Origin of the sequence: Streptomyces sp. NBC_01235, assembly GCF_035989285.1 — a bacterium.
Lineage (GTDB): Bacteria > Actinomycetota > Actinomycetes > Streptomycetales > Streptomycetaceae > Streptomyces.
In genome coordinates this window covers 689918-714810 of record NZ_CP108513.1, presented here as the reverse complement: position 1 = coordinate 714810, position 24893 = coordinate 689918, and the positions used below count along the sequence as shown (strand labels likewise).

General features: G+C 69.1%; 20 protein-coding genes. 12 read left to right on the top strand and 8 right to left on the bottom strand.

Features of this window, described 5'->3' with window-relative positions; all coding sequences use genetic code 11:
• Positions 1 to 150: 150 nt before the first annotated feature.
• From OG289_RS03200 to OG289_RS03175, 6 genes are all read left to right on the top strand, one after another.
• Entirely contained in the window at positions 151 to 657 is a 507-nt protein-coding gene (locus tag OG289_RS03200) for a (2Fe-2S)-binding protein (protein WP_442818863.1), read from the top strand.
• Positions 654 to 1649, top strand: a complete 996-nt coding sequence (locus tag OG289_RS03195; RefSeq protein ID WP_327312478.1) for an FAD binding domain-containing protein — start codon at positions 654 to 656, stop codon at positions 1647 to 1649. Before OG289_RS03200 ends, OG289_RS03195 begins: the two co-directional genes overlap by 4 nt.
• The gene (locus OG289_RS03190; RefSeq protein ID WP_327312477.1) at positions 1646 to 3889 is read left to right on the top strand and encodes a xanthine dehydrogenase family protein molybdopterin-binding subunit; all 2244 of its coding nucleotides are present in this window, start codon (positions 1646 to 1648) and stop codon (positions 3887 to 3889) included. Before OG289_RS03195 ends, OG289_RS03190 begins: the two co-directional genes overlap by 4 nt.
• Positions 3890 to 3935: 46 nt before the next feature.
• Positions 3936 to 5225 carry an XdhC family protein gene (locus OG289_RS03185; protein ID WP_327312476.1) on the top strand — a complete coding sequence of 430 codons (1290 nt, stop codon included), beginning with the start codon at positions 3936 to 3938 and terminating at the stop codon, positions 5223 to 5225.
• Between the two features lie 184 nt (positions 5226 to 5409).
• On the top strand, positions 5410 to 6708 hold the full coding sequence (locus OG289_RS03180) for an SNG1 family protein (RefSeq protein WP_327312475.1): 1299 nt from the start codon (positions 5410 to 5412) through the stop codon (positions 6706 to 6708).
• 246 nt (positions 6709 to 6954) lie between these two features.
• Positions 6955 to 7512: a TetR/AcrR family transcriptional regulator gene (locus tag OG289_RS03175; RefSeq protein ID WP_327312474.1), complete on the top strand. Its 558-nt coding sequence runs from the start codon at positions 6955 to 6957 to the stop codon at positions 7510 to 7512.
• Positions 7513 to 7837: 325 nt separating this feature from the next.
• On the opposite strand, the gene OG289_RS03170 is transcribed toward OG289_RS03175, so the two are convergent.
• The 3 genes from OG289_RS03170 to OG289_RS03160 all read right to left on the bottom strand — a co-directional run bounded on the left by OG289_RS03170 (position 7838) and on the right by OG289_RS03160 (position 11284).
• Positions 7838 to 9655 carry a GMC family oxidoreductase gene (locus tag OG289_RS03170; RefSeq protein ID WP_327312473.1) on the bottom strand — a complete coding sequence of 606 codons (1818 nt, stop codon included), beginning with the start codon at positions 9653 to 9655 and terminating at the stop codon, positions 7838 to 7840.
• Between the two features lie 87 nt (positions 9656 to 9742).
• Positions 9743 to 10459, bottom strand: coding sequence for a flavin reductase family protein (locus OG289_RS03165; RefSeq protein ID WP_327312472.1), 717 nt, complete (start codon positions 10457 to 10459; stop codon positions 9743 to 9745).
• A gap of 36 nt (positions 10460 to 10495) precedes the next feature.
• Positions 10496 to 11284 (bottom strand): enoyl-CoA hydratase/isomerase family protein, encoded by a 789-nt coding sequence (locus tag OG289_RS03160; protein WP_327312471.1) that lies wholly within the window; start codon positions 11282 to 11284, stop codon positions 10496 to 10498.
• A gap of 426 nt (positions 11285 to 11710) precedes the next feature.
• Here OG289_RS03160 and OG289_RS03155 point away from each other — a divergent pair, with 426 nt between their 5' ends.
• On the top strand, positions 11711 to 12322 hold the full coding sequence (locus OG289_RS03155; protein ID WP_327312470.1) for a CGNR zinc finger domain-containing protein: 612 nt from the start codon (positions 11711 to 11713) through the stop codon (positions 12320 to 12322).
• A 261-nt stretch (positions 12323 to 12583) separates the two neighbouring features.
• On the top strand, positions 12584 to 13528 hold the full coding sequence (locus OG289_RS03150; RefSeq protein ID WP_327312469.1) for an alpha/beta fold hydrolase: 945 nt from the start codon (positions 12584 to 12586) through the stop codon (positions 13526 to 13528).
• Positions 13529 to 13760: 232 nt separating this feature from the next.
• Here the strand turns inward: OG289_RS03150 and OG289_RS03145 are convergent, their stop codons facing one another.
• Positions 13761 to 14396 (bottom strand): TetR/AcrR family transcriptional regulator, encoded by a 636-nt coding sequence (locus OG289_RS03145; RefSeq protein ID WP_327312468.1) that lies wholly within the window; start codon positions 14394 to 14396, stop codon positions 13761 to 13763.
• A gap of 160 nt (positions 14397 to 14556) precedes the next feature.
• Between OG289_RS03145 and OG289_RS03140 the strand changes: the two genes are divergently transcribed.
• The 3 genes from OG289_RS03140 (at position 14557) to OG289_RS03130 (ending at position 18398) form a co-directional block, all read left to right on the top strand.
• Positions 14557 to 15978 (top strand): aldehyde dehydrogenase family protein, encoded by a 1422-nt coding sequence (locus OG289_RS03140; protein ID WP_327312467.1) that lies wholly within the window; start codon positions 14557 to 14559, stop codon positions 15976 to 15978.
• Positions 15979 to 16109: 131 nt separating this feature from the next.
• Positions 16110 to 16934, top strand: coding sequence for an SDR family NAD(P)-dependent oxidoreductase (locus OG289_RS03135; protein ID WP_327312466.1), 825 nt, complete (start codon positions 16110 to 16112; stop codon positions 16932 to 16934).
• A gap of 213 nt (positions 16935 to 17147) precedes the next feature.
• Positions 17148 to 18398, top strand: coding sequence for an aldehyde dehydrogenase family protein (locus OG289_RS03130; protein ID WP_327312465.1), 1251 nt, complete (start codon positions 17148 to 17150; stop codon positions 18396 to 18398).
• A gap of 379 nt (positions 18399 to 18777) precedes the next feature.
• Here the strand turns inward: OG289_RS03130 and OG289_RS03125 are convergent, their stop codons facing one another.
• From OG289_RS03125 to OG289_RS03115, 3 genes are all read right to left on the bottom strand, one after another.
• Positions 18778 to 20394, bottom strand: a complete 1617-nt coding sequence (locus tag OG289_RS03125; protein WP_327312464.1) for an FAD-binding oxidoreductase — start codon at positions 20392 to 20394, stop codon at positions 18778 to 18780.
• 155 nt (positions 20395 to 20549) lie between these two features.
• A complete protein-coding gene (locus OG289_RS03120; RefSeq protein ID WP_327312463.1) occupies positions 20550 to 21548 on the bottom strand; it encodes an AraC family transcriptional regulator in 999 nt (332 codons plus the stop codon).
• A gap of 378 nt (positions 21549 to 21926) precedes the next feature.
• Entirely contained in the window at positions 21927 to 22967 is a 1041-nt protein-coding gene (locus tag OG289_RS03115) for a helix-turn-helix domain-containing protein (protein ID WP_327312462.1), read from the bottom strand.
• A 96-nt stretch (positions 22968 to 23063) separates the two neighbouring features.
• Between OG289_RS03115 and OG289_RS03110 the strand changes: the two genes are divergently transcribed.
• The gene (locus OG289_RS03110) at positions 23064 to 23915 is read left to right on the top strand and encodes an MBL fold metallo-hydrolase (RefSeq protein ID WP_327312461.1); all 852 of its coding nucleotides are present in this window, start codon (positions 23064 to 23066) and stop codon (positions 23913 to 23915) included.
• Positions 23916 to 24028: 113 nt separating this feature from the next.
• Here OG289_RS03110 and OG289_RS03105 read toward each other — a convergent pair whose 3' ends face one another.
• Positions 24029 to 24853 (bottom strand): helix-turn-helix domain-containing protein, encoded by an 825-nt coding sequence (locus OG289_RS03105; RefSeq protein ID WP_327312460.1) that lies wholly within the window; start codon positions 24851 to 24853, stop codon positions 24029 to 24031.
• Positions 24854 to 24893: the final 40 nt, after the last annotated feature.

The window sequence follows — 24893 nt, the reverse complement described above, 5'->3', positions numbered from 1 at the left end:
GGAGGTCGAACTGCTACGTTCCTGTTTTAGATCATGGACCTCCTCTCATGATTCGGCTCCCCGGTCAACGGTTTCCGAAGTCCGCGGAGCGGAGTCCCTCTGGTCCTGGCCCTATGTGCCTGATGGCCCCCCATGAAAACGAGCCCGCGGGTGAACCGGAGGACTGACACGGTGGAGATCGAGCTGCGGATCAACGGGTCCGCCCAGAGGCTGGACGTCGCGCCACAGGTGAGCCTGCTCGACGCCCTGCGCGAGTACCTGGGCCTGACCGGCACCAAGAAGGGCTGCGACCAAGGCGCGTGCGGTGCCTGCACGGTGCTGGCCGACGGCCGGCGGATCAACGCGTGCCTCGCGCTTGCGGTGCAGTACCAGGGCCGTGAGATCACGACCATCGAAGGGGTCGACCACCCGCTGCAGGAGGCGTTCGTCCGCACGGACGGATTCCAGTGCGGCTACTGCACGCCCGGCCAGATCTGCTCGGCGATCGGCATGCTCGCCGAACACAAGGAAGGCGCGCCCAGCGCGGCTACCGAACACCTCGCCGACAACGGCGGAGAGCTGGACGACACGGAGATCCGGGAACGGATGAGCGGCAACCTGTGCCGCTGCGGCGCCTACAACGGCATCGTCTCGGCGATCAAGGAGGTCGCGAAGTGAAGTCGTTCTCCTACCTCAGCGCACCGGACGTGGGCACGGCGCTGCGCACCATCGCGGACAGCGAGGACGTGAAGTTCCTCGCGGGCGGCACGAACCTCGTCGACCTCATGCGTGAGGGCATCGAAGAGCCGGCAACGGTCGTGGACATCACCCGCCTGCCGCTGACCGGGATCGAGGAACTCCCCGACGGCACCCTCCGCGTCGGGGCGCTGGTGAGCAACAGCCGGCTCGCGGCGGACCCACTGATCCGCACTCGCTATCCGGTGCTGGCAAAGGCGATCCTGCTGGGGGCCTCCGCGCAGTTGCGGAACATGGCGACGGTGGGCGGGAACCTGCTGCAGCGCACCCGCTGCATGTACTTCTACGACGAGGCCTCCGCGTGCAACAAGCGTGTGCCCGGCAGTGGTTGTGACGCGATCGGCGGGTTCTCGCGCGGCAGCGCGGTCCTGGGAACGAGCGAGTACTGCATCGCGACGCACCCCTCGGACATGGCGGTGGCGCTGGTGCTGCTCGACGCGGTCGTCGAGGTGGAGAGCGTGCACGGCATCCGGCGTATCCCGGTCGCCGACTTCCACACGCTGCCCGGCGACACCCCCCACATCGAGACGGTGCTGGCCCCCGACGAGCTGATCACGGCCATCGAGCTGCCACCGGTTCCGGTCGCGGCCCACTCGCGCTACCGCAAGGTCCGCGACCGCGCGTCCTACGCCTTCGCCCTCGTCTCCGTCGCCGCCGCGCTCGCCGTCGAGGACGGCGTGGTCACCGACGTCCGCCTCGCACTCGGCGGCGTCGCGACGAAGCCGTGGCGGGCACGCGTCGCGGAAGAGCTGCTGCTCGGCGCCGAAGCCACCGAAGAGAACTTCGCCAGGGCCGCCGCCGCCGAACTCGCCCCCGCCCTGCCCCAGTCCGACAACGCCTTCAAGATCGACCTGGCCCAGCGGACGGTCGTGGCCGTGCTGCGGACACTCAACGCCGAGCGGAGCGCATCGTGACCACACGCACCTGGACAGGCTCCGAGCCCGGCGCGGACGCTTCCGTACCTGTCGGGGGCGCGGTCGGACAGCCGGTGGACCGCCGGGACGGCCACGCGAAGGTGACCGGGGCGGTGCGGTTCTCCGCCGAGCACCACTACCCGAACCTCACGTACGCGAAGCTGGTCCATGCCACCGTCGCCCGTGGCACGATCACCGGCATCGACACGGCCACGGCGGCAGCGGTGCCCGGCGTCCTGGCGGTCCTCACCCACCTCAACGCGCCAAGGATCAAACCACCCCGCAAACTCAACATCGTGCTGAACCTCGGACCCGACGTCTCGGGAACCGACGTCGACTATCTCAACACCGATCAGGTCTTCTGGGACGGCCAGCCGATCGCCGTCGTGATCGCGGAGACCTCCGCGGCGGCGAACGAGGCGGCCCCCCTTGTCGAAGCGACCTACGACCTGCTGCCCGCGCGCGTGGACTTCGCCATCGAGCAGACCAACGCCACCCCGGCGAAGGGCGACCTCACCTTCGCGGGCATGAAGAAGAAGGGCGACGCCGAGGCGGCGCTGGCCGCTGCGGAGGTGTCGCTCGACCTGCGCTACACCACGCCCGGCCTCCAGCACAACGCGATCGAGCCGCACGCGACGGTCGCCGTCTGGGACGGTGACCACCTCACGGTGCACGACACCACCCAGTCCATCCACCAGACCAGCCACTACCTGGCCTGGCGGTTCGGTGTGCCGGCGTCCCACGTCCGTGTCCGTGCCGAGTTCCTGGGGGGCGGCTTCGGCGGAAAGTTCGCCGTCTGGCCGGGCACGGTTATCACGGCGATGGCGGCGAAGGCTGTCGGGCGGCCCGTGCGCCTGGCGCTGAGCCGCACGGCCGTCAACCGTGCCACCGGTGGGCGTACCGCCTCGACCAACAGGATCGCGCTCGGTGCGACCCGCGACGGCCGGCTCACCTCGCTGATCCAGGACAGCATCACCCGCACCGGCTCGGCAGGGGGCCTGCTTGAGGCGACCAGCTCGCCCGCCCGGCACCTCTACGGCGCCGAGAACATGCTGACCCGGCAGAACCTCGTCGCCATGGATCTGATGCCCAACACCTGGCTGCGCGCCCCCGGTGAGGCGATCGGCAGCTTTGTGCTGGAATCGGCGATGGACGAACTCGCCTACGAACTGTCCATGGACCCGATCGCCCTGCGGCTGCGAAACGAGCCAACAAAGGATCCGACGGGCGGCAAGAAGTTCTCCCAGCGGATGCAGCGTGAAGTCTTCGAGAGGGGCGCCGAACGCTTCGGCTGGGCGGACCGCGATCCCGAACCCCGCTCCATGCGTGACGGCGAGTGGCTCGTCGGGATGGGCACGGCCACCGCCTACCACCCGACCCTTCGCCTGGTCGCCGACGTCAAGGTACGACTGAGCGACGACGGCAGTGTGCTCGTGCAGTGCGGTTTCCACGAGATGGGCATGGGGGCCGCGACCGTACAGGCACAGATCGCCGCGGACGCGCTCGGCATCGCGTTCGAGAAGGTCCACGTCGAGTACGGCGATTCGGCCCTGCCGACCGGCCCGATGGCCGGCAACTCCAACCAGACGGCGACGGTCGCCACCAGCCTCCTCGCCGCGTGCACCGAGCTGACCCGCAAGGTGAGTGCCCTGGCCCGGCGTACGGGCACGAGCGGTCAGGAACCGGCAGCCGCCCTGCGGGCAGCGGGCACCCCGTTCCTGGAGGCCTCGGTCGGGTCGGACACCCGGCTGGGTGCGCTGGGCAGTCAGGGCCGCTTCCTGACCAACTTCCTGAAGGACCAGCGCTGGTCCAAGGCCGCCCGCGGCGCGCAGTTCTGTGAGGTGCGGGTGAACGCCGACACCGGCGAACTGCGGATCTCACGCTGGCTGGGCATGTTCGACGTCGGCCACATCATCAACCCCAAGACCGCGGCCAGCCAGCTCCGCGGGGCGGTGGTCACGGGCATCGGCATGGCGCTGTCGGAGCAGAGCCTCATCGATCCCCGCAACGGACGCACCATGAGCGCCGGCCTCGACTCCTACTACCTGCCCGTCCACGCCGACATCCCCCCGATCGACGTCGCCTGGCTCGACGAACCGGACAAGACGATGCCCCTGGGAATCATCGGGCTGGGCGAGGTCGGCACGACCGGCGTGGCGGCCGCGATCGCGAACGCCGTGTATCACGCGACCGGCAAGCGGATCCGGGATCTGCCGATCACGCTGGACAAGCTGCTCTGACGCCGGCCCGGTCCGCGCAACACGACACGACGAGAAAGCAACTCCCATGCTGGACATCGCGGACGAGCTGAACCGGTGGCTTGAGGAAGGACGGGACTTCGCCGTGGCCACCGTGGTGGCCGTGGGCGGCAGCGCACCGCGCGGCCCGGGCGCCGCGCTCGCCGTCGACGCCGACGGCACGGCCATCGGCTCGGTGTCGGGCGGCTGTGTGGAAGGCGCAGTCTACGAGCTGTGCATGCAGGCGCTCGCCGACGGCGAGACGGTGCGCGAGCGGTTCGGCTACAGCGACGAGGACGCCTTCGCCGTCGGGCTGACCTGCGGCGGTGTCCTCGACATCCTGGTCACCCCGGTGCCCGCCGACGGACCCGGCAGGAAGACACTCCAGACGGCGCTGTCGGCTGCTGCCCGGGGCGAGGCGGTGGCACTGGCCCGCGTGATCCGTGGCCCGGCAGAGCTCCTCGGACGGGCGCTGGCGGTCCGTCACGACGGCTCCAACGAAGGCGGACTCGGCGGACGCCCGGACCTGGACCGCGCCGCCGTCGACGAAACCCGCTCCCTGCTTGACGTCGGCCGCACCGGCACCTTCGAGATCGCTCAGGACGGATCGCACTGCGAGACCGGCCTGACCGTGCTCGTCGAGTCGAGCGTGCCGCCGCCCCGCATGCTCGTCTTCGGCGCCATCGACTTCGCCGCAGCCCTGGTACGTGTGGGCAAGTTCCTCGGCTATCACGTCACCGTGTGCGACGCCCGCCCCGTGTTCGCCACCCGGACGCGTTTTCCCGAGGCCGACGACATCGTCGTCGACTGGCCGCACCGCTACCTGCACGGCACCCGGACCGACGAGCGCACGGTGGTGTGTGTCCTCACCCACGACGCCAAGTTCGACGTACCCCTCCTGGAAGCGGCCCTGCGGCTGCCGGCCGCCTACATCGGCGCGATGGGCTCCCGCCGCACCCACGAGGACCGCGACCGCAGGCTCCGCGAAATCGGCCTGACCGACGCTGAACTGACCCGCCTGCACTCACCGATCGGCCTCGACCTCGGCGCCCGTACGCCCGAGGAGACCGCCCTGTCCATCGCCGCCGAGATCGTCGCCGCCCGCCACGGCGGTACAGGCCTGCCCCTGAGCGAGTCACACACGCCGATCCATCACGACGACATCGAAGCCCGCCGGCTGGGGGTGATCAGCGCGAGTGACCGTGTGACGCGGCCGCGAGCCGACCGTCAGGAGCAGCGGAACACCGGGAGCCCGGTCCGGGTCGGCGTGGCCACCTCGATGCCGACAGCTCGTGATCAAGACGGGGCCTTCCCGGGACGCGGTGGTCGATTTGAATAACGAAAACGATCGGTTTAGTATTGACGGGAAACCGGTCGGTTTCCTCATGGGGGGGCGGCCGAGACCGTGATCCACGGTTGCCTTCGTGTGCTGAAGGGTTTTGAAGTCTGCGGGTTCCCGGTCCGGCGATGGTGCCGTCCGGTCATCTCCCGATGTAACTGTGTTGAACAGGCCGGAGTAAGTCATGAATGGAATTCACCCCTTCCGCGTGCTGCGCGCCAGACCTCTGTGGATCGCCAGTGGCGTGATCACGGGTGTTCTCGCGCTGCTGTTCGCCGTGCTGTACGTCGGCGCCAACATCGATCCGGCCGGCCACATGAAGAACCTGCCCGTCGGCCTGGTCAACGCCGACAAGGGAGCCGCCGTCGGCGGAAAGCAGGTCAACCTGGGCGCCCAGATCACCGACTCGATCAGCAAGTCCACCGCGGGAGGGGACAAGATCGACTGGAAGGTGATGGACGAGAGCGAGGTGAAGGAGGAACTCGGCAAGGGCAAGCTGTACGGTGCGCTCGTCGTGCCCGCCGACTTCACGTCCTCGGTCACCGCCCTGACCGGTCCCGCAGCCGCCGAGACGCCGGTGCGCCCGGCGCTGACCGTGCTGACGAACCAGTCCGCCGGCAGCCTGGGCTCCAGTCTCGCGCGGGCCGCGACGACGCAGGCGGCCGAGAGCGCTTCGCTCCACATCGGCAAGGAACTGACCGCACAGACCGCCGCCCTACAGGCGAAGCTGCCCACCGCGGCCCGTGTCCTGCTCGCCGACCCGGCCGCCGTCACGGTGAAGGACGGGCATCCGCTCGACTCGCACAGCGGCCTGGGTCTGACGGCGTTCTACTACGCGCTCGCACTCGTGGTCTGCGGCATGCTCGCCGCCAACGTCATCAGCGGCCAGGTCGACCACTCCCTCGGATACACCCACAACGACATGGGCCCGCTGCGCATCCACCGCCCGCTGATCCGTGCGACCCGGGTGCAGACCCTCGCCATCAGCGCCACCCTCATGACGGCCCTGTCCCTGGTGATGGGCTCGCTGGTCATGGTCGGCGCGGTCGGCATCATGGGCATGGACGCCTCCCACCTGCCGCTGCTGTGGCTGTTCTCGGTGTGCGCCGTCGCGGTCTCCGGGATCGGCGCGCTCACCCTCCTGGCGGTCTTCGGCACACCCGGCATGCTGGTGGCCACGCTGGTCTTCATCGGGATGGCGGTGCCGACGGCCAACGCGACCACGCCGATCCAGGCGCTGCCCGGCTTCTACCGCTTCCTCGCGGAGTTCGAGCCCCTGCGGCAGATCGCAGGCGGCATCCGCGCCATCGTCTACTACGACGCGCAGGGCGACGCGGGCCTGACCCGCGGCTGGGTCATGATGGCCGCCGGCCTCCTGGTGGCCCTGCTGTTCGGCTTCGGCGTCCTGGGGTGGTACGACCGCAAGGGACTGCACCGCATCCCGGTCGAGACGGAGCCCGCCAAGAACGCCACCCCGGTGTAGCGGAACCCTCCCTGCATCTCCCAGGCCGGGGCCGTTGTGCGGAGTGGCCCCGTGTGTGCCGCCCCCGTGGGGACGAGGGGCGTGCACACCATCAGGGCTCGGCGACGGTCTCGGGGGAGAAGGACCGTCGCCGAGCCTCTGAGCGGACTTCATCGGCCGGACGGCGCCGCCGGCTCCCGCCCCCCTGAAGACCGATCGGTTTCCAATGTGTCCGATTCGAGTCAACCTCACGACAGGACCACCGAAGTGAAGCCAACTTCCAGAGAGCGCCTGCTGGAGGCGGCGGCCACGCTCACCTACCAGGACGGCGTCAATGTCGGCGTCGACGCGCTGTGCAAGGCGGCGGGAGTGTCGAAGCGCTCCATGTACCAGCTGTTCGAGAGCAAGGAAGACCTGCTGGCGGCAAGCCTGAAGGAGCGCACTGCCCCCTTCGTGGCCACTCTCCTGCCCCCGGCGGCCGATGGCCGCTCCCCCCGCAAGCGGATCCTGCACGTCTTCGAGCAACTGGAGTCGCAGGCGGGTGCACCCGCCTTCCGAGGCTGCCGGTACCTGGCTGTGCAGATCGAACTGAAGGACCAGAATCACCCTGCGAGCCATGTGGCACACCAGATCAAGGCGAAACTGACCTCCTTCTTCCGTGCCGAGGCCGAGCGTGGCGGCGCGAGCGACCCCGGCCTGCTGGCCAGGCAACTCGGCCTCGTCTTCGACGGCGCCGTAGCCCGCGCGGGCGTCGAGGCCGACAACCTGGCTGTGCTCATCGCGCCCACCGTGGGCGTCCTGCTGGACAGTGCAGGCGTGCGTTGACGTACCTCGCACTTGAAACCGGGCTCTTGACGGCGCTTCCGTGGGCACACCTGCACGGGATGGTTTCGTAGCTGCCGCAGCGGCCGGCCCACGACAAGCGGCTGCGAACCCGCTGTGCGCCCGCTCCCGCAGGACCGTCGAACGCTCCGACCTGGCCGACTGGGCCAACTACGGCTACTGCCGCCCCCATCGCCGCGCGCGGAATCGGCCCGTTTCGGTCAACGACACTCTGAGGGTCGGCTCGACCTCGAACAGCGCGCGGACGTCCCCGTCGAAGGCGGCGGTGTCCGTGGGGCCTTCGACGGGGACTGGTTGTCTGGCGTGGTTACTGCTTCGGCGGCAGGGCCGGCATCCCCAGGAACGGCAACCTCAGGGCGCCGAAAGCGTCGGACGGGACTGCCGGGCGGCGGGGCTCCACAGGTCTCAGGCGCTGGTAGGCCGCTCCCTGCGCTGGACGAGGGTCCTCCTCGCCCTTGTTGGGCCAGGCCGACATCGCGCGCTCGGCCTGGGCCGTGATCGTGAGGGACGGGTTGACTCCCAGATTGGCGGAGATCGCCGCTCCGTCGACGACGGAGATGCCAGGGTGTCCGTACAGGCGGTGGTACGGGTCGATCACGCCGGTCTCAGGAGTGCTGCCGATGGGGCAGCCGCCCAGGAAGTGCGCGGTGAGCGGCATGCCCATCAGCTCGCCCACGTTGCTGCCCGCGAAGCCCTCGACCTCGGCAGCGATGACCGAGGCGGCCTGCGAAGCCGCCTTGATCTGCTTGGGGTTGGGCGACCCATGGCCCTGACGGGCCAGCAGCAGTCCCTTCCCCACGCCCTTCGGTTTCGGATAGGTCGTGAGGGAGTTGTCCAGCGATTGCATGACCAGACCGATGATCGTCCGCTCGGACCAACGGCGGTTGGAGAGCGAGCGGGCCATGAGCACCGGATGCCTCGCCACGTTGACCAGCCAGCCCAGGAACCTCGACGAGCCCTCGGCGTACGGGACTTGCAGGACGAACCCGGCGCCCATCGCGTTCGATCCCTTGCCGTAGCGGACGGGCTCGATGTGGGTGTTCTCGTCGGGATGGATCGAGGACGTGATCGCCACACCGCGCGTGAAGTCGACGCTCTGTCCCCCGGTGGCCTTGCGGTGCCGCCGGACGTTTGCGTGCACACTCACCAGGGCTTCCGAGTTGGTGCGGGTCAGGTCACCCAGGCGCTCGGATATGTAAGGAAGTTGGCCTCCCGTCCTCATCCGGTGCAGCAATGTCTGCGTACCGTACGTACCGGCCGCGATGACGACCTTCCGCGCCCTGAACGTGCGGCCCTCGCCCCTGCGTTTCCGGTCCGTCGGCCGAGTCCTGACCGTGTACCCGCCTGGCGGGTCGTCCGTGATCGAGACAACGGTCGTCATGGGGTGGACGACGGCGCCCGCCTGCTCGGCGAGATAGAGGTAGTTCTCGTTGAGGCTGTTCTTCCCGCCGCGGCGACAGCCCGTCATGCACTCACCGCACTCGGCACACGCTTTGCGGGCCGGGCCGACGCCACCGAAGTACGGGTCGGCCACCTCCTGCCCCGGCTTGGCCTTGGTCGTCCCGTCGGCGTCCTGGCCGTCGCCGAAGAAGACCCCTACGGGGGCCATGTGGAAGGTCTCGCCCACACCCATCTGTTCGGCGACCGCCCGCAGGTGTACGTCGGCCGGGGTCGTCGTCGGGTTGAGCCGCACCCCGAGCATGCGCCGGGCCTGGTCGTAGTACGGCTTCAGCTCCGCTTCCCAGTCGGTGATGTCCTTCCACTGCGGGTCGTCGAAGAACTGCTTCGGCGGCTCGTACAGGGTGTTGGCGTAGTTGAGGGAACCACCCCCGACCCCGGCCCCCGCCAGCACCACCACGTTGCCCAGCGGATGGATGCGCTGGATGCCGTACAGGCCGAGCTTGGGTGCCCAGAGATAGTTCCTGACGTCCCAGGAGTTCTTGGGCAGCGAGTCGGGCGTGAACCTCCGACCCGCTTCCAACACGCCTACGCGGTAGCCCTTTTCGGTGAGCCGAAGGGCAGTGACGGATCCGCCGAAACCGGAACCGACGACGATCACGTCGTAGTCGTACGCGGAGTCGTCTCTGTGCTCGTTCGGCTTCGTGGAAGAGTTCTTCCGTGACACGTGCTCTCCTCGTCGAGAACGGGTGAGGTCCGTGCGAGGTGACACACCCGCACCCCTGGGGGGCGTCACCACGTCACGTCCCGAGGGTCAGTCGAGTGAGGTCGTGGAGCCCGACGGCGACCAGGCGTCCGTGTCGATCGGCGAGTAGTGCGTGTCCTTGCGATCCAGGCGCACCATACGGCGGCCGGCGCGCTCCTCGACCACCTCGGCGTCGATCGGGGTCTCGAAAGCGTTGTCCACCAGGGTGTACTCGGCGGCGAGTCGTCCCACCGGAGCGATGGCACCGAAGTCGATCCGGCCGCCCACATAGAGGTCGTCCCGGATGTAGAAGCGCTCCACGTTGCCCCAGACGACGTTGTTGAGTCCGTCGGGTGACGAGAAGATGTGCTCGACGGTGCACTCGAACGCGATGGGCGCCCCCTTGATGCGCGGCGGGCGGACGGCTTCCGACGGCACCTTCTCGAGACCGACCGCGTCGAACTCGTCGACGTCGGGCTCGAACTCGAAGGCGCTGCGGTTGAGCCCGTTGATCTGCGGCAGGGTGGCCATGTTGGCGACGAACTCGCGGGTGTCCCGGATGTTGACGAAGCTGTCCTTGAGCGTGACCCCGTCCGAGCGCGGCTGGATCGACAGCGAGATCCGGGGCGGCTTGCGCCCGACGACCGTGAAGAAGGAGATGGGGGCCAGGTTGCCCACGCCCTCGGTGGACAGGGTGCTCACCCAGGCGATGGGGCGAGGGATGACGCTGCCGATGAGCAGCTTGTAGGCGGACTTCGCGTCCAGGTCGGCGGAGTCGATGATCATGTGATGTCCCTTGGTGAGTGTGGGGGGAGTTGCGGCTCAGCGGCCCTTGAAGGGCAGTACGGGGCGGGGGCGCCCCTCCTTGAGGGCCTTGGCGGCGGAGGCCAGGCCGTCCTTGACGTCCTCGGTCTCGTAGAGCGGGACGGCGAGGTCGAACAGGTGCTGGTCGGCGGCGGGGATGCCGCCTGTGGCCCAGGAGCGCAGCAGCGCCTTGTGTACGACGTGTGCCCGGGTGGGGCCCGCGGCGATCTTTTGGGCGAAGGCCTCGGCTTCGGCGCGGAGTTCGTCGTCGGGGACGACGCGGTTGATGACGCCGGCCTGAGCCATGACCGTGGCGGGTACCTGCTCGGAGGTCAGTGCCCATTCGTAGGCGCGGGCCCGGCCGGCCCGTTCGGCCACGCGGTGGATCCCGCCGAGGAGGGTGACGATGCCGAGCGACTGCTCGGGATGGCCGAAGCGGGCGCTCTCACCGGCGAGGATGATGTCGGCGCGCAGCGCGAGTTCGAAGCCGCCGCCGAAGCACAGCCCCTGGACCGCGGCCACGACCGGGATCGGGAGCTGTTCGAACCGGTTGACCACGCTCATGACCTGGTCGAAGTCGGCTCGCAGGCTGGTGCGGTCGGCGTCGAGCCATGGCCGGAAGTCGCCGCCGTAACTGAAGTCGGGTCCCTCGGCGCGCAGCACGACGGCGCGGGCCGGGCTGCGCGTGATGGCGTCGACGATGTCGCTGAGCTCCTGGGTGAACTCGGGTGCGAACCGGTTCTGCGGGGGATTGTCGAGGACGATCGTGGCGACGTCGCCGTCGAGGGAGTGGGTGAGAACGGACATGGGACTTCCTTGGCTCGGGACGGTGCGGGCGGGCTCGCCGTCGGTCGGGTGAGGTGCTCGCGGAACCAGTCCGGGGCGGACTGTGGGGGATGGGAGGCGTGCTGTTGCTCGTTCGTAGGCCGTCAGCGCGGGGGTGGTGGGAGGACCCGGGGCGCCCCCATGCCCGGGTCGTACCTGCGTCACCTGGGCGACGGCGTGTGGTCGGCGATCGGCGCCGCCGAGCCCGCCTCGGGCGGGGGCGCTGGTGGCCGGACGAGCTCATGAGGGGCCCCTTCGTGTGGCTGCGTCACCAATCGAGATGAAAGGACCTTAAGCCTTTAGCTCCTTTCCCTTCAAGGGGGCGAAGGTGTCGTACCCTGAGTCAGCGGCCAAACGGTCACGGTCATGTCGGTAGAGCCGGACGATCAGCGAAAGGGAGGCAGGGCCATGGTGTGGTCCGCGTCCACGCGGTACGAGGTCGAACCGGCACCGGTCGGGCTGGCGCTCGTGCATGACCTGCTCAACACCATTTCCGCCGGCCGACCCCGGGCGGCCGATCTCCTGGACGGCCTCTCTGACGCGCAGGCCTGGGTCGATCAGGCGCTGGACTGCTGGGCGCAGGAGAGGGGGCAGGTCGCCGCACAGGTTCCTCTCGCCGAGAGTGATCTCGAGGAACTGCGCGGCTTGCGTGCCGAGTTGCGGCGGCTTCTCGCCTCACGACACGACGACGTCACGGACGCCGGCGACCAGACCGCCTCGCCCGCCGTGCATGTCGCGGCGGCGGCCGTGCGGATGGACCGCAACGGACGGGCTGTTCTGGAGCCTCGCGGCCAGGGCTGGCGGTATGTGGCCGCCCTGGTGCTGCTCGAGGTGTTCCAGGCTCAGCAGGCGGACACCTGGCGCCGACTCAAGGTCTGCCGCAATACGCGCTGCACAACGGCGTTCTTCGACCGCTCCCGCAACAACAGCGGTGTATGGCACTCCACCAAGACCTGCGGCAACCCCGAGAACCTGCGTGCCCACCGGGCCCGTCAGCGTGTCCGTACCACCGGGTTGTAGCGGCCGTCCGAGTCGGTCGCCTGGCGGGGGAGCTCCAGCGACATCAGCACAGCGAGTCTGCTCCTTTCAGCAGTGAACATCGCTTTCGCTTGAGTTGAAATAAGTGAAAGTCTTACGGTTGTTGCCCTCTGAGGGATCTCGATGCGCCCGAGGTCAACCTGCGTGACGTCGCCGTGGCCGCGCTCGACGACATCAGGGCTCACTACTCGGTCCGGGCCTGCCGGCCCGCGACGCCGCGAAAGCGGCCTGGAGGTTGAACGCATGGCACCCGAGACACAGCGACCGCCGACGCATCCGTCCGGCAAGGACTCGACGACAGGTGGGTCCTCGGCCGGTAACGGCATCCGTGGTCGGACGATCCGGACAGGCGGACTGGAAGTTCCGATCCTGGAGGCCGGCAGCGGGCCGCTCGTCCTGTGCCTTCACGGATTTCCCGACCATGCCGGCTCCTGGGCAGGGATGCTCGACCGCCTCGCAAGGGACGGCTACTGGGCGGTCGCTCCCGCACAGCGCGGATACTGGCCCGATGGCGCGGCGCCCGACGGCTCCTATCGCGCGTCAGCGACCGGGCAGGACGTCCTGGACCTGATCGAAGCGCTCGGGCGCGATCGGGCGGATCTCGTCGGTCACGACCTCGGTGCTCGGGCGGCGTACGCCGCGGCGAGCCTCGACGCGACACGTGTCCGCAAGCTTGTCGGCATGGCGGTTCCCTACGGGCCGCAAGTGCGAACCGCCTGGCTCACCAATGGCGACCAGCAGCGGCGCAGCTGGTACATGTTCTTCTTCCAGACGGCCCTGGCGGAGCCGGCCGTCGAGCTCGACGACTTCGCCTTCATCGACCGGCTCTGGCGGGAATGGTCGCCCGGCTACGAGCTGCCCGAGACAGAGCGGGCCGCGCTCAAGGAAACCCTCCGCGCTCCAGGAGTCGTGACCGAGATCCTGGGCTACTACCGGCAGCTGTTCACGCCCCCCGCTGATGAGGCGGCGCGAGCCCTGGAGGCCCGGGCGAGCGGCGCCATCACCGTCCCCTCGCTGTACCTCCACGGGGCCGACGACAACTGCTTTTCCGTGGAGGTGAGCGACGGCATGGACGCCGTGTTCAAGAACGGCCTCGAACGCGTCGTCGTACCCGGTGCCGGACACTTCCTCCACCTTGAGCAGCCCAGGACGGTCGCCGATCACGTCCTGGGCTTTCTGAACAACTGACCCGTCATTCCTGTCCTCGGTTCGGCGTGGGTGAGCGCTCCGCCGGACAGGGGAGTGGCCGTGGTCGGCGACCTGGGCGATGAAGACCGCCGATGTCACAGGCGTCCGCGCCCGCCGGAATCAGCCGCCTTCGTGGGCCGCTGACCCAGCGGGTGCGCGCGTCACTCGTCCAACGTGTCCGCCTGTCGGCCCCTTGGTGGTGCTCCTCTTCGAAGGGCTGCCGTCCAGGCAGTCACGTGTCGCTCGTGACCGTGCCGTGCGTCTCGTGTCCCAAGGCGCGCAGGAGGAAGGACAGCATGCGGTCGGCGGTCTCTGACGCAGTGGCGGGGTCGACTTGGTTCGGCGGCAGGGGGGTGAGGAAGAACTTGCTCATCATGGGGCCGATCACCATGTCGCCGAGTAGGTCGGGGTGCTCCACCGGCGGGATCTCGCCCCGGTCAACGGCGCGTTGCGTTATTTCCTCCATGCGTTGGCGCACGGGCACCATGAAGGCGTTCGTGAGGGCCTCGGCCAGGGAGGGGCTGTACGCGGCCTCGCCGATCAGAGTGCGCAGTACCCCTCCCTCGTTGCCGGTCAGGGAAGCCGCTTTGTCCCGGAGCAGGGCACGCAGGTCCCCTTCGAGTGTGCCGGTGTCCGGCTGCGCCGTCAGTTCCTTGGCGTACGCGGCGGCGGCGTCGACGACCATCACCTCCTTGGACGGCCAGCGCCGGTAGAGAGTGGCGGTGGACACTCCGGCGCGGGCCGCGACGGCGGCGGTGGTGAGCGCGCCGTAACCGCTCTCGGTCAGGACGGCCAGAGTCGCGTCCAGCAGCGCACGGTCGCGAGAGGCGTCGCGGGGGCGCCCCCGACGTGCCTGCGTCCCGGTCATCGGGCTGCTCCCGAAGAGATCCGGCGGGATGTATGGACGGCCGAGCGGACTGGATGGTGGGGCTGCCGTACGGAACGTTGAGTAAGGGTGGGGTAGGTCACACGACCAATGATACAAGAAAACGAAACGAAAGGCTTTCGTTTCGTATATGCTCGTCGGTATGAACACCAACGCACCCACCGGCGGTCAGCCGGACATCGCCGTTACGGCGGCCTCTGCGGCGGGGACCGTCGCGCGACTGCGGGCCACGTTCAACACCGGCCGCACCAAGCCCGTCGCCTGGCGGAAGCAGCAGCTGCAGGCGTTGAGGCGTCTGCTGACGGAGCATGAGGACGTGTTCGTCCAGGCGCTGCAGACCGACCTCGGCAAGAGCGCGACCGAGTCGCGCATGACGGAGATCGGCTTCCTGGTCAGGGAGATCGACCACACCCTGAGTCATCTCGACCGGTGGCTGCGTCCGAAGAGAGCCTCCGTGCCCCTGTCGCTCATGCCGTCCCGGGCCTGGACCGTGCGTGAGCCGCTGGGTGTCGTGCTGGTCATCGCGCCCTGGAACTACCCGCTCAATCTGGCGCTCGCGCCGGTCATCGGTGCCCTGGCTGCCGGTAACGCGGTCGTCCTCAAGCCCAGCGAGGTCGCCCCCGCGACCTCGGCCGTGCTCGCCCACTGGCTGACCCGGGTTCTGGACCCGCAGGCCGTGGCCGTCGTCGAGGGAGGCGTGCCGGAGACGACCGCTCTGCTGGAGCAGCGCTTCGACCACATCTTCTACACGGGCAACGGCGCGGTCGGACGTATCGTCATGACCGCCGCGGCCCGTCATCTCACCCCGGTCACCCTGGAGCTGGGCGGCAAGAGCCCCGCCGTCGTCGAACCCGGTGCCGACCTCGCGACGGCCGCCCGCCGCATCGCCCTGGGCAAGTTCATGAACGCGGGCCAGACCTGCGTCGCACCCGACTACGTGCTGGCGATAGGTGAGGCGGGCGCCGAGATAGAGGCGCACCTGACGCAGGCGGTCCGCGAGATGTACGGCACCGATCCGGCTCGCAGCAACGACTACGGTCGTATCGTCAACGAGCGCCACTTCGACCGGCTGGCCGGCCTGCTGAACGACGGCCGGACCGTCGTGGGCGGCGACCACGACCGCGACACCCGCTACATCGCCCCGACCGTGCTGGCCGACGTCGACCCCGACTCCCCGGTGATGCGCGACGAGATCTTCGGTCCCGTCCTGCCCATCGTCCGGGTTCCCGACCTGGACGCGGCGATCGCCTTCATCACCGGACGGGACAAGCCGCTGGCCCTGTACGCCTTCACCGCGTCCAAGCGCTCCAAGCGGCGCCTGACCGCGGAGACGTCCTCCGGTGGCCTGACCTTCGGCCTCTCGCTCCTCCAGCTCGGCGCGCTCGACCTGCCCTTCGGCGGCGTCGGTGAGAGCGGCATGGGCCGCTACCACGGCTCGTATTCCCTGGACACCTTCAGTCACCTCAAGTCCGTCCTCGACAAGCCACTCAAGCCCGACACGCTGGGCGTGGCCACCCCGCCCTACACCCCCTTCAAGGACCGCATCCTGCGCCGCATCACGTGACGTCCCCAAACGTCCCCGAACGTCACGATCATCGCCGAGACGGGCCCCCGGCCCGTCCTGGCACCAGATGACGGTTGCCGACCGTCGCAAGCATTGAAAGGAGAAGGGGAGGAGGTACCCGCGAGGGCGCCGTGTCCCCGACCGCCATGAAGAAGATCGACTACCGTACCCAGACCACATTGATCACCGGGGCGAGTGCCGGACTCGGCGCGGAGTTCGCCCGCCAGTTCGCCGAGCGAGGCTCGGACCTCGTGCTGGTCGCCCGCCGCGCGGACCGGCTGGAGGCCCTGGCCGACGAGCTGTCCGCGAAGTACCGGATCACCGCCACGGTGGTGCCGTTCGACCTCACCGTGCCGGCCGCGGGCGAAGCGCTGGCCAAGGAGGTGGCCCGGCGCGGGATCACCGTCACCAGCCTCGTCAACAACGCCGGTTTCGGCACCCACGCCCCGTTCCGCCAGGAGGACCCGGAGCGTGTCCAGCAGGAGATCGGCTTGAACGTGGCCAGCCTGGTCGACGTCACCCGGGCCTTCATCGGCCAGCTGACCGGTGTCCTGGTCAACGTCGCCAGCTCCCTCGGGTACCAGCCGTGGCCCAACGCCGCCGTCTACGGGGCGACCAAGGCCTTCGTGCTGAGCTTCACCGAGGCGCTGTGGCAGGAATCGCGAGGAACCGGCCTGCGCGTGCTCGCCCTCTCCCCGGGCCCCACCCGCACCGAGTTCTTCGACGCGGCCGGCTCCGACGACATGGCCCGCGGCGTCCGGCTGCAGACGCCGCGCCAGGTGGTCACCACCGCACTGCGCACGCTGGACCGGCGCAACCCGCCGCCCAGCGTCGTCTCCGGCACGTTCAACTGGGTGATGACCCTGACCTCGCGCTTCACCACCCGCCGAGCCAACGTTCTGGCCTTCGGTGCGATGACGCAGTGGCAGATGCGCTCGAGCCGATCCGGCCACTGACACGCCCGAGCTTCGCGACGGCACCGGCCCGTGCGAACACGGTGCCCACCACCCTCCCTGCCCATGGCTCGCCGTGCCCGTCACCCCTTGCCCAGCGGAAACCGGGCGGTTTACAGTGACACGGCCCGGAAATTGTTGAACGATCCTCCTGTCACCCGACACGTAGTGCGCCTGGACCATGAAGGGACCGATGTGAGCAGGAACGAGATGAGCGTGCCCAGCTCTGTCCAGGAGGCGGTTCATGCCTGCGCGGTCCGGGCGACACAGGGCTCGGCGGCCTTGGCCCGGGCGTCGGACGTGGAGATCGACACCGCCCTGCGGGCCATGGCGGAGCGGCTGCACACGGCGCGCGACGTGCTGACAGCGGCGAATCAGGCCGACCTGCGAGCGGCCGCATCGAGCGGGATGTCGGCGGCACTGCAGGATCGCCTCCGGCTGACCGGCCCGCGGCTTGAGGACATGGCCGCGGCGTTGCGTGCGCTGGCGGACGTGCCGCACGAGCCGCGGGACAGCGTCCTCGAGGAGCGTCCCGACGGCCTGGTCCTGCTGGAGCGCCGCCGTCCTGTAGGGGTCATCGGCGCGAACTTCGAGGCGCGTCCGAATGTGACGCTCGATGTCGCGTCCCAGTTCCTCAAGTCCCGCAACGGCGGCGTACTGCGCACCGGTTCGGCGGCCCTGCGCTCCTCCCAGGCCCTGGTCACCCACGTGATCACGCCCGCTCTCACCGGCGCGGGACTGAACCCGGACGCCATCCAGCTGGTGCCGAGCGAGGATCGGGCCGCTGCGTACGCGCTGGTATCGCTGCCCGAGACCATCCCGCTGGTCATCCTGCGCGGCAGCGGCGACAGCACCCGGGAACTCGGCCGAGAGGCCGCCCGCCACGGTGTGCGCACGCTGGCCCACGCGGACGGCGGCGGAGTGCTCTACGTGGCCCCGGACGCCGACGAGAAGCTGGTGCACGAGCTGGTCACCAGCAGCCTGGACCGGCTGGGCGTCTGCAACCGGCTCAATCTGCTCCTCATCGACCGGGCTGTCCACGACAAGCTGCTGCCGGGCATTCTGAAGACGCTCGAAGACCTGGGCATCGCAGCGTCGCTGCCGCCGCACCCCCACGCGCGCGGTTACGAGTGGTCCCTGGACTCCGAGCGTGCGGCAACGGTGACGATCGACGAGGCGGACGGCCCGGCCCAAGCCGCACGGATCGCGAACGAGGAGACCTCCGGGCTGGCCGCCGCCATCGCCACCCACGACCCGGACACCGCAGACCGGTTCATGGACGCCTACGGTGGCTCAGGCGTCTTCTGGAACTCCACCACACGCCTCCTCGACGGCTTCAAGCTCCTGCGCCTGCCGGAAACCGGCATCAACATCGACCGCGTCCCCGGTCCCCGCGGCCCCGTCACCTACCGTGACTTGTACCTGCGCCAGTACATGGTTCGACCCGCGGCGTCCCCGCACAGGTGAGCCGATGCCGCATCGAGACGCGGTCACCCTTCATCGCCCAGGTCGCCGAACCTTGATCCCGGATCACGGACATGGACGATTCCGTCCCAGGCACGACCCTGGTGAAACGTGCTCCGCACGCGATCCGGTGTCATGGTCCAGCAGGTCCAGCATCCGAGGCCCCAGTGCGCCGAGTCAGATGCCCGCCTCATCGACGGCGGTTACGCGAGGTGCGGGCCGCACCAAAGTGGCCAGGCATGCGTGCGGTCGTAGCTCCGACGAAGTACAGAATCACGCCCACCGCCGCTGCCGCACCGACCGGACACCAGAAGGCGGCGTCTCGGGCGGGCGCGCGCCACCCCCCGCGGCCACTCCGCGCGCACCCGTCCGCCGCGCCGGTTCAGTGGCTCTGCCCGCGGAAGCGTTCGGGCCAGATGCCGGACTTGCCGGGGGCGATGACGCCGCGCGGGTCGAGGGCGTCCTTGACGCGCTCGTGGAACTTCAGCAGGGCGCCGTCGCCCCAGTTGTAGGTGGCCATGACGTCGTCCATCAGGGCGTTGTGCGTGCGGTACTCGCCGTAGCCCTCGGCGGCGGCCTCACGGATCAGGAGCCTGGTCAGGTCGAGGGTCTCCTGACGGGATTTCGGGTCGTGGGTGTCGTAGAGGAAGAGGCCGATGTGGTGCATCTCCCGCAGGCCGATGATGAACTGCGCCGCGTAGTCGGTGCCCCACTCGTCGGTGCGCCGGCGGACCATCCTGAACTGCTTGAGCGCGTCCTCGCCGTCGGGAGCGGAGACCGGGGAGAAGGCGAGGTGGCCGCCGTTGGGGATCCAGTCCAGCAGTTTGAGCTCGTCAAGGCTCGGGATGCCGTTGTTGATCTTGTGGCGGTCATGGAGGGCGTGTGCGCCGCGGTCGCCGGCTTCGGGGCGCTCCTCGTGAGTGTGGAACCTGGCGCCCGGGATCTGCCCGAAGGCGTCCTTGATCATCCCGTAGTACGTGTCGATCACCGGCGGTGGGCCGTAGAGGGTGCCGTAGAAGTTCCAGTAGCCGAGGTTCAGCTCGCGCTTCATCCGCTCGATGGCCTCGGCGGGCAGCGGACCGTCGCCGTCGTACCACTCGGTGCGCTGTGAGACGACGCCCGCGTCCAGGACGATGTTCCGCAGCACGGGGACGTTCTGGAGGGGGGCCATGTTGATGCGCAGCGGCAGCATGATGTCGACGATCCGTGCGAGGTCGTCCTCGTGCTCGAAGGTGATCAGGTACGACATCGAAGCCGGCGGGCGCTGCATCAGCGCGATGCCCATCTTGGTGACGATGCCCAGGTTGGACTGGGTGAACATGCCGTCCGGGTAGGGCCCGAACCCGTACGGGAACAACTGCCAGGAGTTGCTGCCGGGCACCGCGCCCATGCCGGTGCGCAGGACGTCGCCCTCCGGGAGAACGACCTCCAGGCCGGTCTGCCACATGAAGTGGTCACCGTACGGGGTGTAGCCGACCCCCCGGTCCAGGGTGTTGCCGACGACGCTGCCCCAGCCGAGGTCGGGGCAGTCCAGCATCAGCCCGCTGCCGGTGGTCTGGAGGTGCTCGTACAGCTGGAAGTAGGTGACGCCGGGCTCCAGCAGGGCGTAGCCGAACCGCTCGTTGACCTCCAGGATGCGCCGCATACGGGCGCCGGTGTCGACCACGACGGAGCCGGTCAGGCGGGGGGCGGCGCCGCCGTAACCGTTGTTCTTGCCGGTGGAGATCGGGGAGAGCGGGATGCCGTACTCGTTGGCGATCCGGACGACGGCCTGGACCTGTGCGGTGTCGGCGGGACAGGCCACCGCCGAGGCCCCGCCGGCCGGCTCCGCGCCGACCGGGTAGGGGTCATGGAACGCGGCGAGGCTGGCGGGTTCGCTGATCACATGCTCCTCGCCCACCACCTCCCGGAAGCGGACGATCGCCTCGGCGAACTGCTTCTCGTCCAGGCCGGGCGGAAGAATTCGGGATGCGGGTGCGGGTGTGGCTGTGCTGGTCATGGCTGGGGCTCCTCACTGAACCGTGCGCCGTTCGTCCACTCGGTGCCGATCGTGCGCGCGGCGGGCAGAACCCGGCAATCCGGAAAGCGCGGCGGAAAACGCGGAGCGGCGCACGGCGGGAACCCGGAGCCGGATCTCGCCCAGGTCCTTTCCGGTCAGCCCCGCAACGTCTGGGACGGAGTCTCCCCGTAGAGCTCCGCGTACCGTGCCGCGAACCGCCCCAAGTGGGTGAAGCCCCAGCGGAAGGCGACCTCGGCTACGCCCTCCGCCGCGGCGCCGGCCTCCAGCAACTCGTGCCGCACGCGGGCCAGCCTGACATCGCGCAGATAGCTCATGGGCGTGGTGCCGAGGGAAGCCCGGAAGCCTTCCTGCAGGACGCGGACGCCGACCCCGGCAGCGTCGGCGATGTCGCTCACCGTCAGCGGCAGTTCAGGCCGGCTCTCGATGTAGTCGACCGCCTTGCGCACCGCAACGGGCCGGGCGGGCGTCACCGGCGCTTCCAGCTCCGCCCGGTAGTTGTGACCGGCCGCGAGCAGCAGACCTCTGGCGATGCTGTGCTCCAGTGACGCCGTCAGTGTGGGGTGCGGTGGCGGGCAGTCCGGGTCGTGCACCTGCCCGGCGAGCGCCTGCACGAGCGCCCACCAGTGATAGCCCCGGCCCCCACTGAGGTCGAGCGGTAGGTCGAAGGCGATGGGCGACCGCACCCGGTGCCCCAGCAGAACTTCCAACTGCCGGTCCAGGAAATCGCGTTCGATCCTGAGCCCGAAGGTCCGGCACGGCCGGTCCCATCCCTGCAACGTGTGCGCCCGGTCCACGCGGTACACCGCCGCCCGCAGCGGCGAGGTCACCATCCGGTCCTCGCCCGACCGGGTCAGCACGCTGCCGGTGCAGGCCACGTTGACCTGGTAGGCGGACTCCGGCGCGGCCGCCTCGACCCGGACCTCGGTGTCGTACGACAGCCACCCCACGGTGAGCGCCCCGACACGGACCGCCGCGAGTCGCAGAGCGAAGCGGGTCCGGTCGCCGAGGACATCGAGATCATGCGCGTGATACAGATCCGTGCCCAGGGACCGCGCCTCATCGATGTCGGTGACACACTGCTCGACCGCCGCCGTGGCGTACGGCTTTTGATCACGAAGAGCCCCAGTGCTCATATGTCGCATGGTAAGCACTCAAGCGAAAAACAGACAGGAATCCTGACGATCGTCATTCCGTTCCACGGCCGTTCGACCTGCCCGGCGTCAGGCCGAGGTCACGCCCGCGGGTCGGCATCCGGTAGCGACGGCTGCTCACGCTCCTTGTCCATGCGGAGGAGCAGGTCCAGGCCCTCCAGGACCTCCTGCTCGCGCTCGCTGTAACCGCTCATGGGGGTGCCCTTCTCGTAGCGGCATGGTAGGCGCGGTCCGCCTGGGCAGCCAGGGCTTCCCACGACGGCTCTGCGGCCACCATCGCGAGGCGTACGTCACAGCGCCACCTCCAGACGGAGAGGACGCCTGCTCCCGACAACCGTTCAGACCTCCCAGCCAGGCGTGTCAACGGACGCGATTGCCCTTCGACGTGTGATGCGTTCTGCGGTAGGTGGCGGGGTTGGTCCCGAAGCGGGACTTGAACGCCCGTGAGAAGTGGGAAGCATCCTTGAACCCGACGCGCAGCGCGATGCTGCTGATGCTCTGAGCGTCGTATCCGGCCCCCGACAGCATGGCGCGGGCGCGGTCGAGCCTCAGGGCATAGAGCCATGCGCGCGGTGTGGTGTCGGCCTCGCGGAACAGCTCATGCAGATAGCGCAGTGAAAAGCCCAGGTCGTGGCTGGCTGCCAGCAGCGTGAGGCCGGGGTCGTGGAGCCGGTCGGCGAGGTGGGCTTTGGCCCGGCGAAGATCACGTCGGTGAACGGCCGCACTCGCTTTCCCGGAGACGTCCGAGCCGAGAGCGTCACACGCGGTGGCCAGGAGATCGAGAAGGTTCCTCGTGAAGGATGCGGTGGTCGCCTCGCCGAGGTCATGACCTTGTTCGGCCAGGGCGCGCAGGACGGGGCTGACGAAGGCGCCCGTGCCGCGCGTGGTCCGGAACGGTACGGCTGTGACGTGCTCGGCGACGGCGGAGCGGGAGGTGAGCATCGCGCGGGGTATCTGAAGGACCACCGAGCGGAACGGGCGGTCGAAGCGGAACACGTAGGGGTGGGCACTGTCCACGAGAGCGAAGTCGCCGGGACCCATCTCGGCGGCGTGGTCGCCTTGCCGGAGCCTGGCCGATCCCTCGGTGAGCAGCGTCAGGAAGAAGTCCTCTCCTGCCGCCCTCCTGACCAGGTCAGGCGTACGAGCGGCCTCATGCGGATCCGCCCGCATGGTGCTGACCAGCAGCCCGCCCGTCACCCGGGCGACAGCGGACGCAGCGAAGCCGTGCTTACCTGGGACGGGAGCCGAGCCGGGCAGTGCGGCCGCACGCATGGCGACGAACGCCGTGCGGGTCACCTCGCTCCAGTAGTCCCACGGGTCATGGTCCAGGCCGAGCGTGGTGAAACGCCTTTCGGCTTCGTAGCTGCGCTGTGGTGCCGAAAACGGCGCGCTCCCAGTCATGTCATGGATTCCCAGGTTTCCTTAGCGTTACCGCACGGCTCAGAGGATGCCATGCATCGAGTGGCGCGAAAAGGGTCGGTCAGAGAGGAGTGACCCATGATCACCACTATCTTCTCGGAGCAGCGGAACGGGCTTCGTTTCGATGTGTTCGCGGGTTCCGAAGCGGCTCTGTCGCCGAACTGCGTCCTCATCAGCGGCGAGCACGACGCGATCCTGATCGACGTGCAGTTCGTCATCGGCGAGGCACGCGAACTCGCCCAGCGCGTCCGTGACAGCGGTAAGCAGCTCAAGGCGGTCTTCATCACGCACGCGCACCCGGACCACTACGGCGGCATGGGTGAGATCGCCTCCGCCTTCCCGGGCGCCCCGATCCTGGCCCGGCAGGGCGTCATCGACGGGATCCTGGAGTGGCCGGCCAAGCGCCTGCACTGGCAGGAAGCCTACGGCGACCAGATCCCGGACGAGATGCCGGTGCCCGAGCCGCTGACAGGGGACAGCTATTCCCTGGAGGGGCACCCGGTGGTCTTCGTGGACCTCCCGGTGGCCGAGACGGTCCACGCGACCGCTTTCCACGTGCCCGACGCGCAAGCCGTGATCGCCGGGGACCTGCTCAACCACCACTCGCACTGCTACATGGCGGACACCAACAACCCCGCGTCATGGCTCACCGCCCTGGATCAGGTCCAGGCGCTGGGAGAACACCGGATCGTGGTCCCGGGCCATGGCCCGGTGGGCGGGGAAGAGGTGATCGACGACACCCGCGCCTGGCTGGAGGACTACCAGGAGGTGGCCAAGCCACGGGTACCCGTCGCCGACATCGCCCGCGAAATGAGCCGCCGACACCCCGACCGTGCCCTGCCCATGCTGCTCTGGCTCACCCGAGGCCCCTCGTTCGGGCTTGTCGGACCCAAGGAACTGGGCGTGCCGCCGGAGGTGTTCGGAGGCTGAGCCAGTCAGGCTTTTGGCCCACGGGAATGGAACTTGTTGCTCGTGACTCCAACGGGCCGGCGCCCGAAGGAGACCGCGCCGAACTCGTTCACGCAGTCAGCTGGCGTGGGCGGCTACGCAGGCGGCGACGCACGTTGGGAGGCGCGGAAGGCCAGGGGGGTCTGGCCGGTGTGGCGTTGGAAGAACTTGCCGAAGTGGGTGGCGCTGGTGAAGCCGAGGTGGGCTGCGATGGTGGAGGCGGGTTCGGTGCCGTGGGCGAGGAGCCGCTTGGCTTCCAGGGTGAGGCGCTGGTCGAGGTAGTCCTTGGCGCTGAGGCCCGCCGCGGTCTGGGTGGCGCGGGTGAGCGTGCGGGTGGAGTAGCCGAGTTCGCGGGCGTAGTCGTCGATGCGATGAGTGCGGGAGAGACCTCGTTCGACAGCGTCGCGAAAGCGCAGGAAGGGCTCGGGGGCGGATTCCTCAGCCTGGCCGTGTTGCTGCAGGTGGGCCAGGCGCAGGAGTACGACGTCGAGCAGGCGGTGCAGCAGGGCGGTGTGCACCGGCAGCGGATGGCGGTCCCACTGGGAGAACTCCGCGGCCAGTTGCTCGGCCGCAGTTGCCAGTACGGGGGCCTCCGAAGGATCGGGGCTGTACAAGGGCATTGGGGCGGTGCCAGTGCCGAGCCCGGCCAGTTCCGCGGTTTCGGGGGCGACGAAGTCCTCCTGGAAGAAGATCAGGACGGCCTCGGCCTGGTCGGGGTTCTGCCACTGGTGTACCTGGCCGGGCCGGATCCACAGCCAGGAACCGGGCGGCAGTACGTACCCGGTGAAGTCGACGCGGTGGCGCAGGGTGCCGGCGGTGACCAGCATCAGGGCGTGGAAGTCCTGCCGGTGCGGGGTGGCGATGTGCCAGGGCCAGTCACGGGTGCGGTCGCGGAAGTCGGCCAGGGTCATGACCTCCATGCCCGCAGGGGTTCCGGCCGGAGGTTGGAAAACCACCTTC

Excerpts from the sequence above, each read along its gene's own strand:
- OG289_RS03140 (WP_327312467.1), top strand. The coding sequence starts at position 14,557 with ATGAACACCAACGCACCCACCGGCGGTCAGCCGGACATCGCCGTTACG.
- OG289_RS03105 (WP_327312460.1), bottom strand. The coding sequence starts at position 24,853 with ATGGAGGTCATGACCCTGGCCGACTTCCGCGACCGCACCCGTGACTGG.
- OG289_RS03120 (WP_327312463.1), bottom strand. The coding sequence starts at position 21,548 with ATGAGCACTGGGGCTCTTCGTGATCAAAAGCCGTACGCCACGGCGGCG.
- OG289_RS03110 (WP_327312461.1), top strand. The coding sequence starts at position 23,064 with ATGATCACCACTATCTTCTCGGAGCAGCGGAACGGGCTTCGTTTCGAT.
- OG289_RS03180 (WP_327312475.1), top strand. The coding sequence starts at position 5,410 with ATGAATGGAATTCACCCCTTCCGCGTGCTGCGCGCCAGACCTCTGTGG.
- OG289_RS03145 (WP_327312468.1), bottom strand. The coding sequence starts at position 14,396 with ATGACCGGGACGCAGGCACGTCGGGGGCGCCCCCGCGACGCCTCTCGC.
- OG289_RS03115 (WP_327312462.1), bottom strand. The coding sequence starts at position 22,967 with ATGACTGGGAGCGCGCCGTTTTCGGCACCACAGCGCAGCTACGAAGCC.
- OG289_RS03165 (WP_327312472.1), bottom strand. The coding sequence starts at position 10,459 with ATGATCATCGACTCCGCCGACCTGGACGCGAAGTCCGCCTACAAGCTG.
- OG289_RS03125 (WP_327312464.1), bottom strand. The coding sequence starts at position 20,394 with ATGACCAGCACAGCCACACCCGCACCCGCATCCCGAATTCTTCCGCCC.
- OG289_RS03185 (WP_327312476.1), top strand. The coding sequence starts at position 3,936 with ATGCTGGACATCGCGGACGAGCTGAACCGGTGGCTTGAGGAAGGACGG.
- OG289_RS03160 (WP_327312471.1), bottom strand. The coding sequence starts at position 11,284 with ATGTCCGTTCTCACCCACTCCCTCGACGGCGACGTCGCCACGATCGTC.
- OG289_RS03150 (WP_327312469.1), top strand. The coding sequence starts at position 12,584 with ATGGCACCCGAGACACAGCGACCGCCGACGCATCCGTCCGGCAAGGAC.
- OG289_RS03155 (WP_327312470.1), top strand. The coding sequence starts at position 11,711 with ATGGTGTGGTCCGCGTCCACGCGGTACGAGGTCGAACCGGCACCGGTC.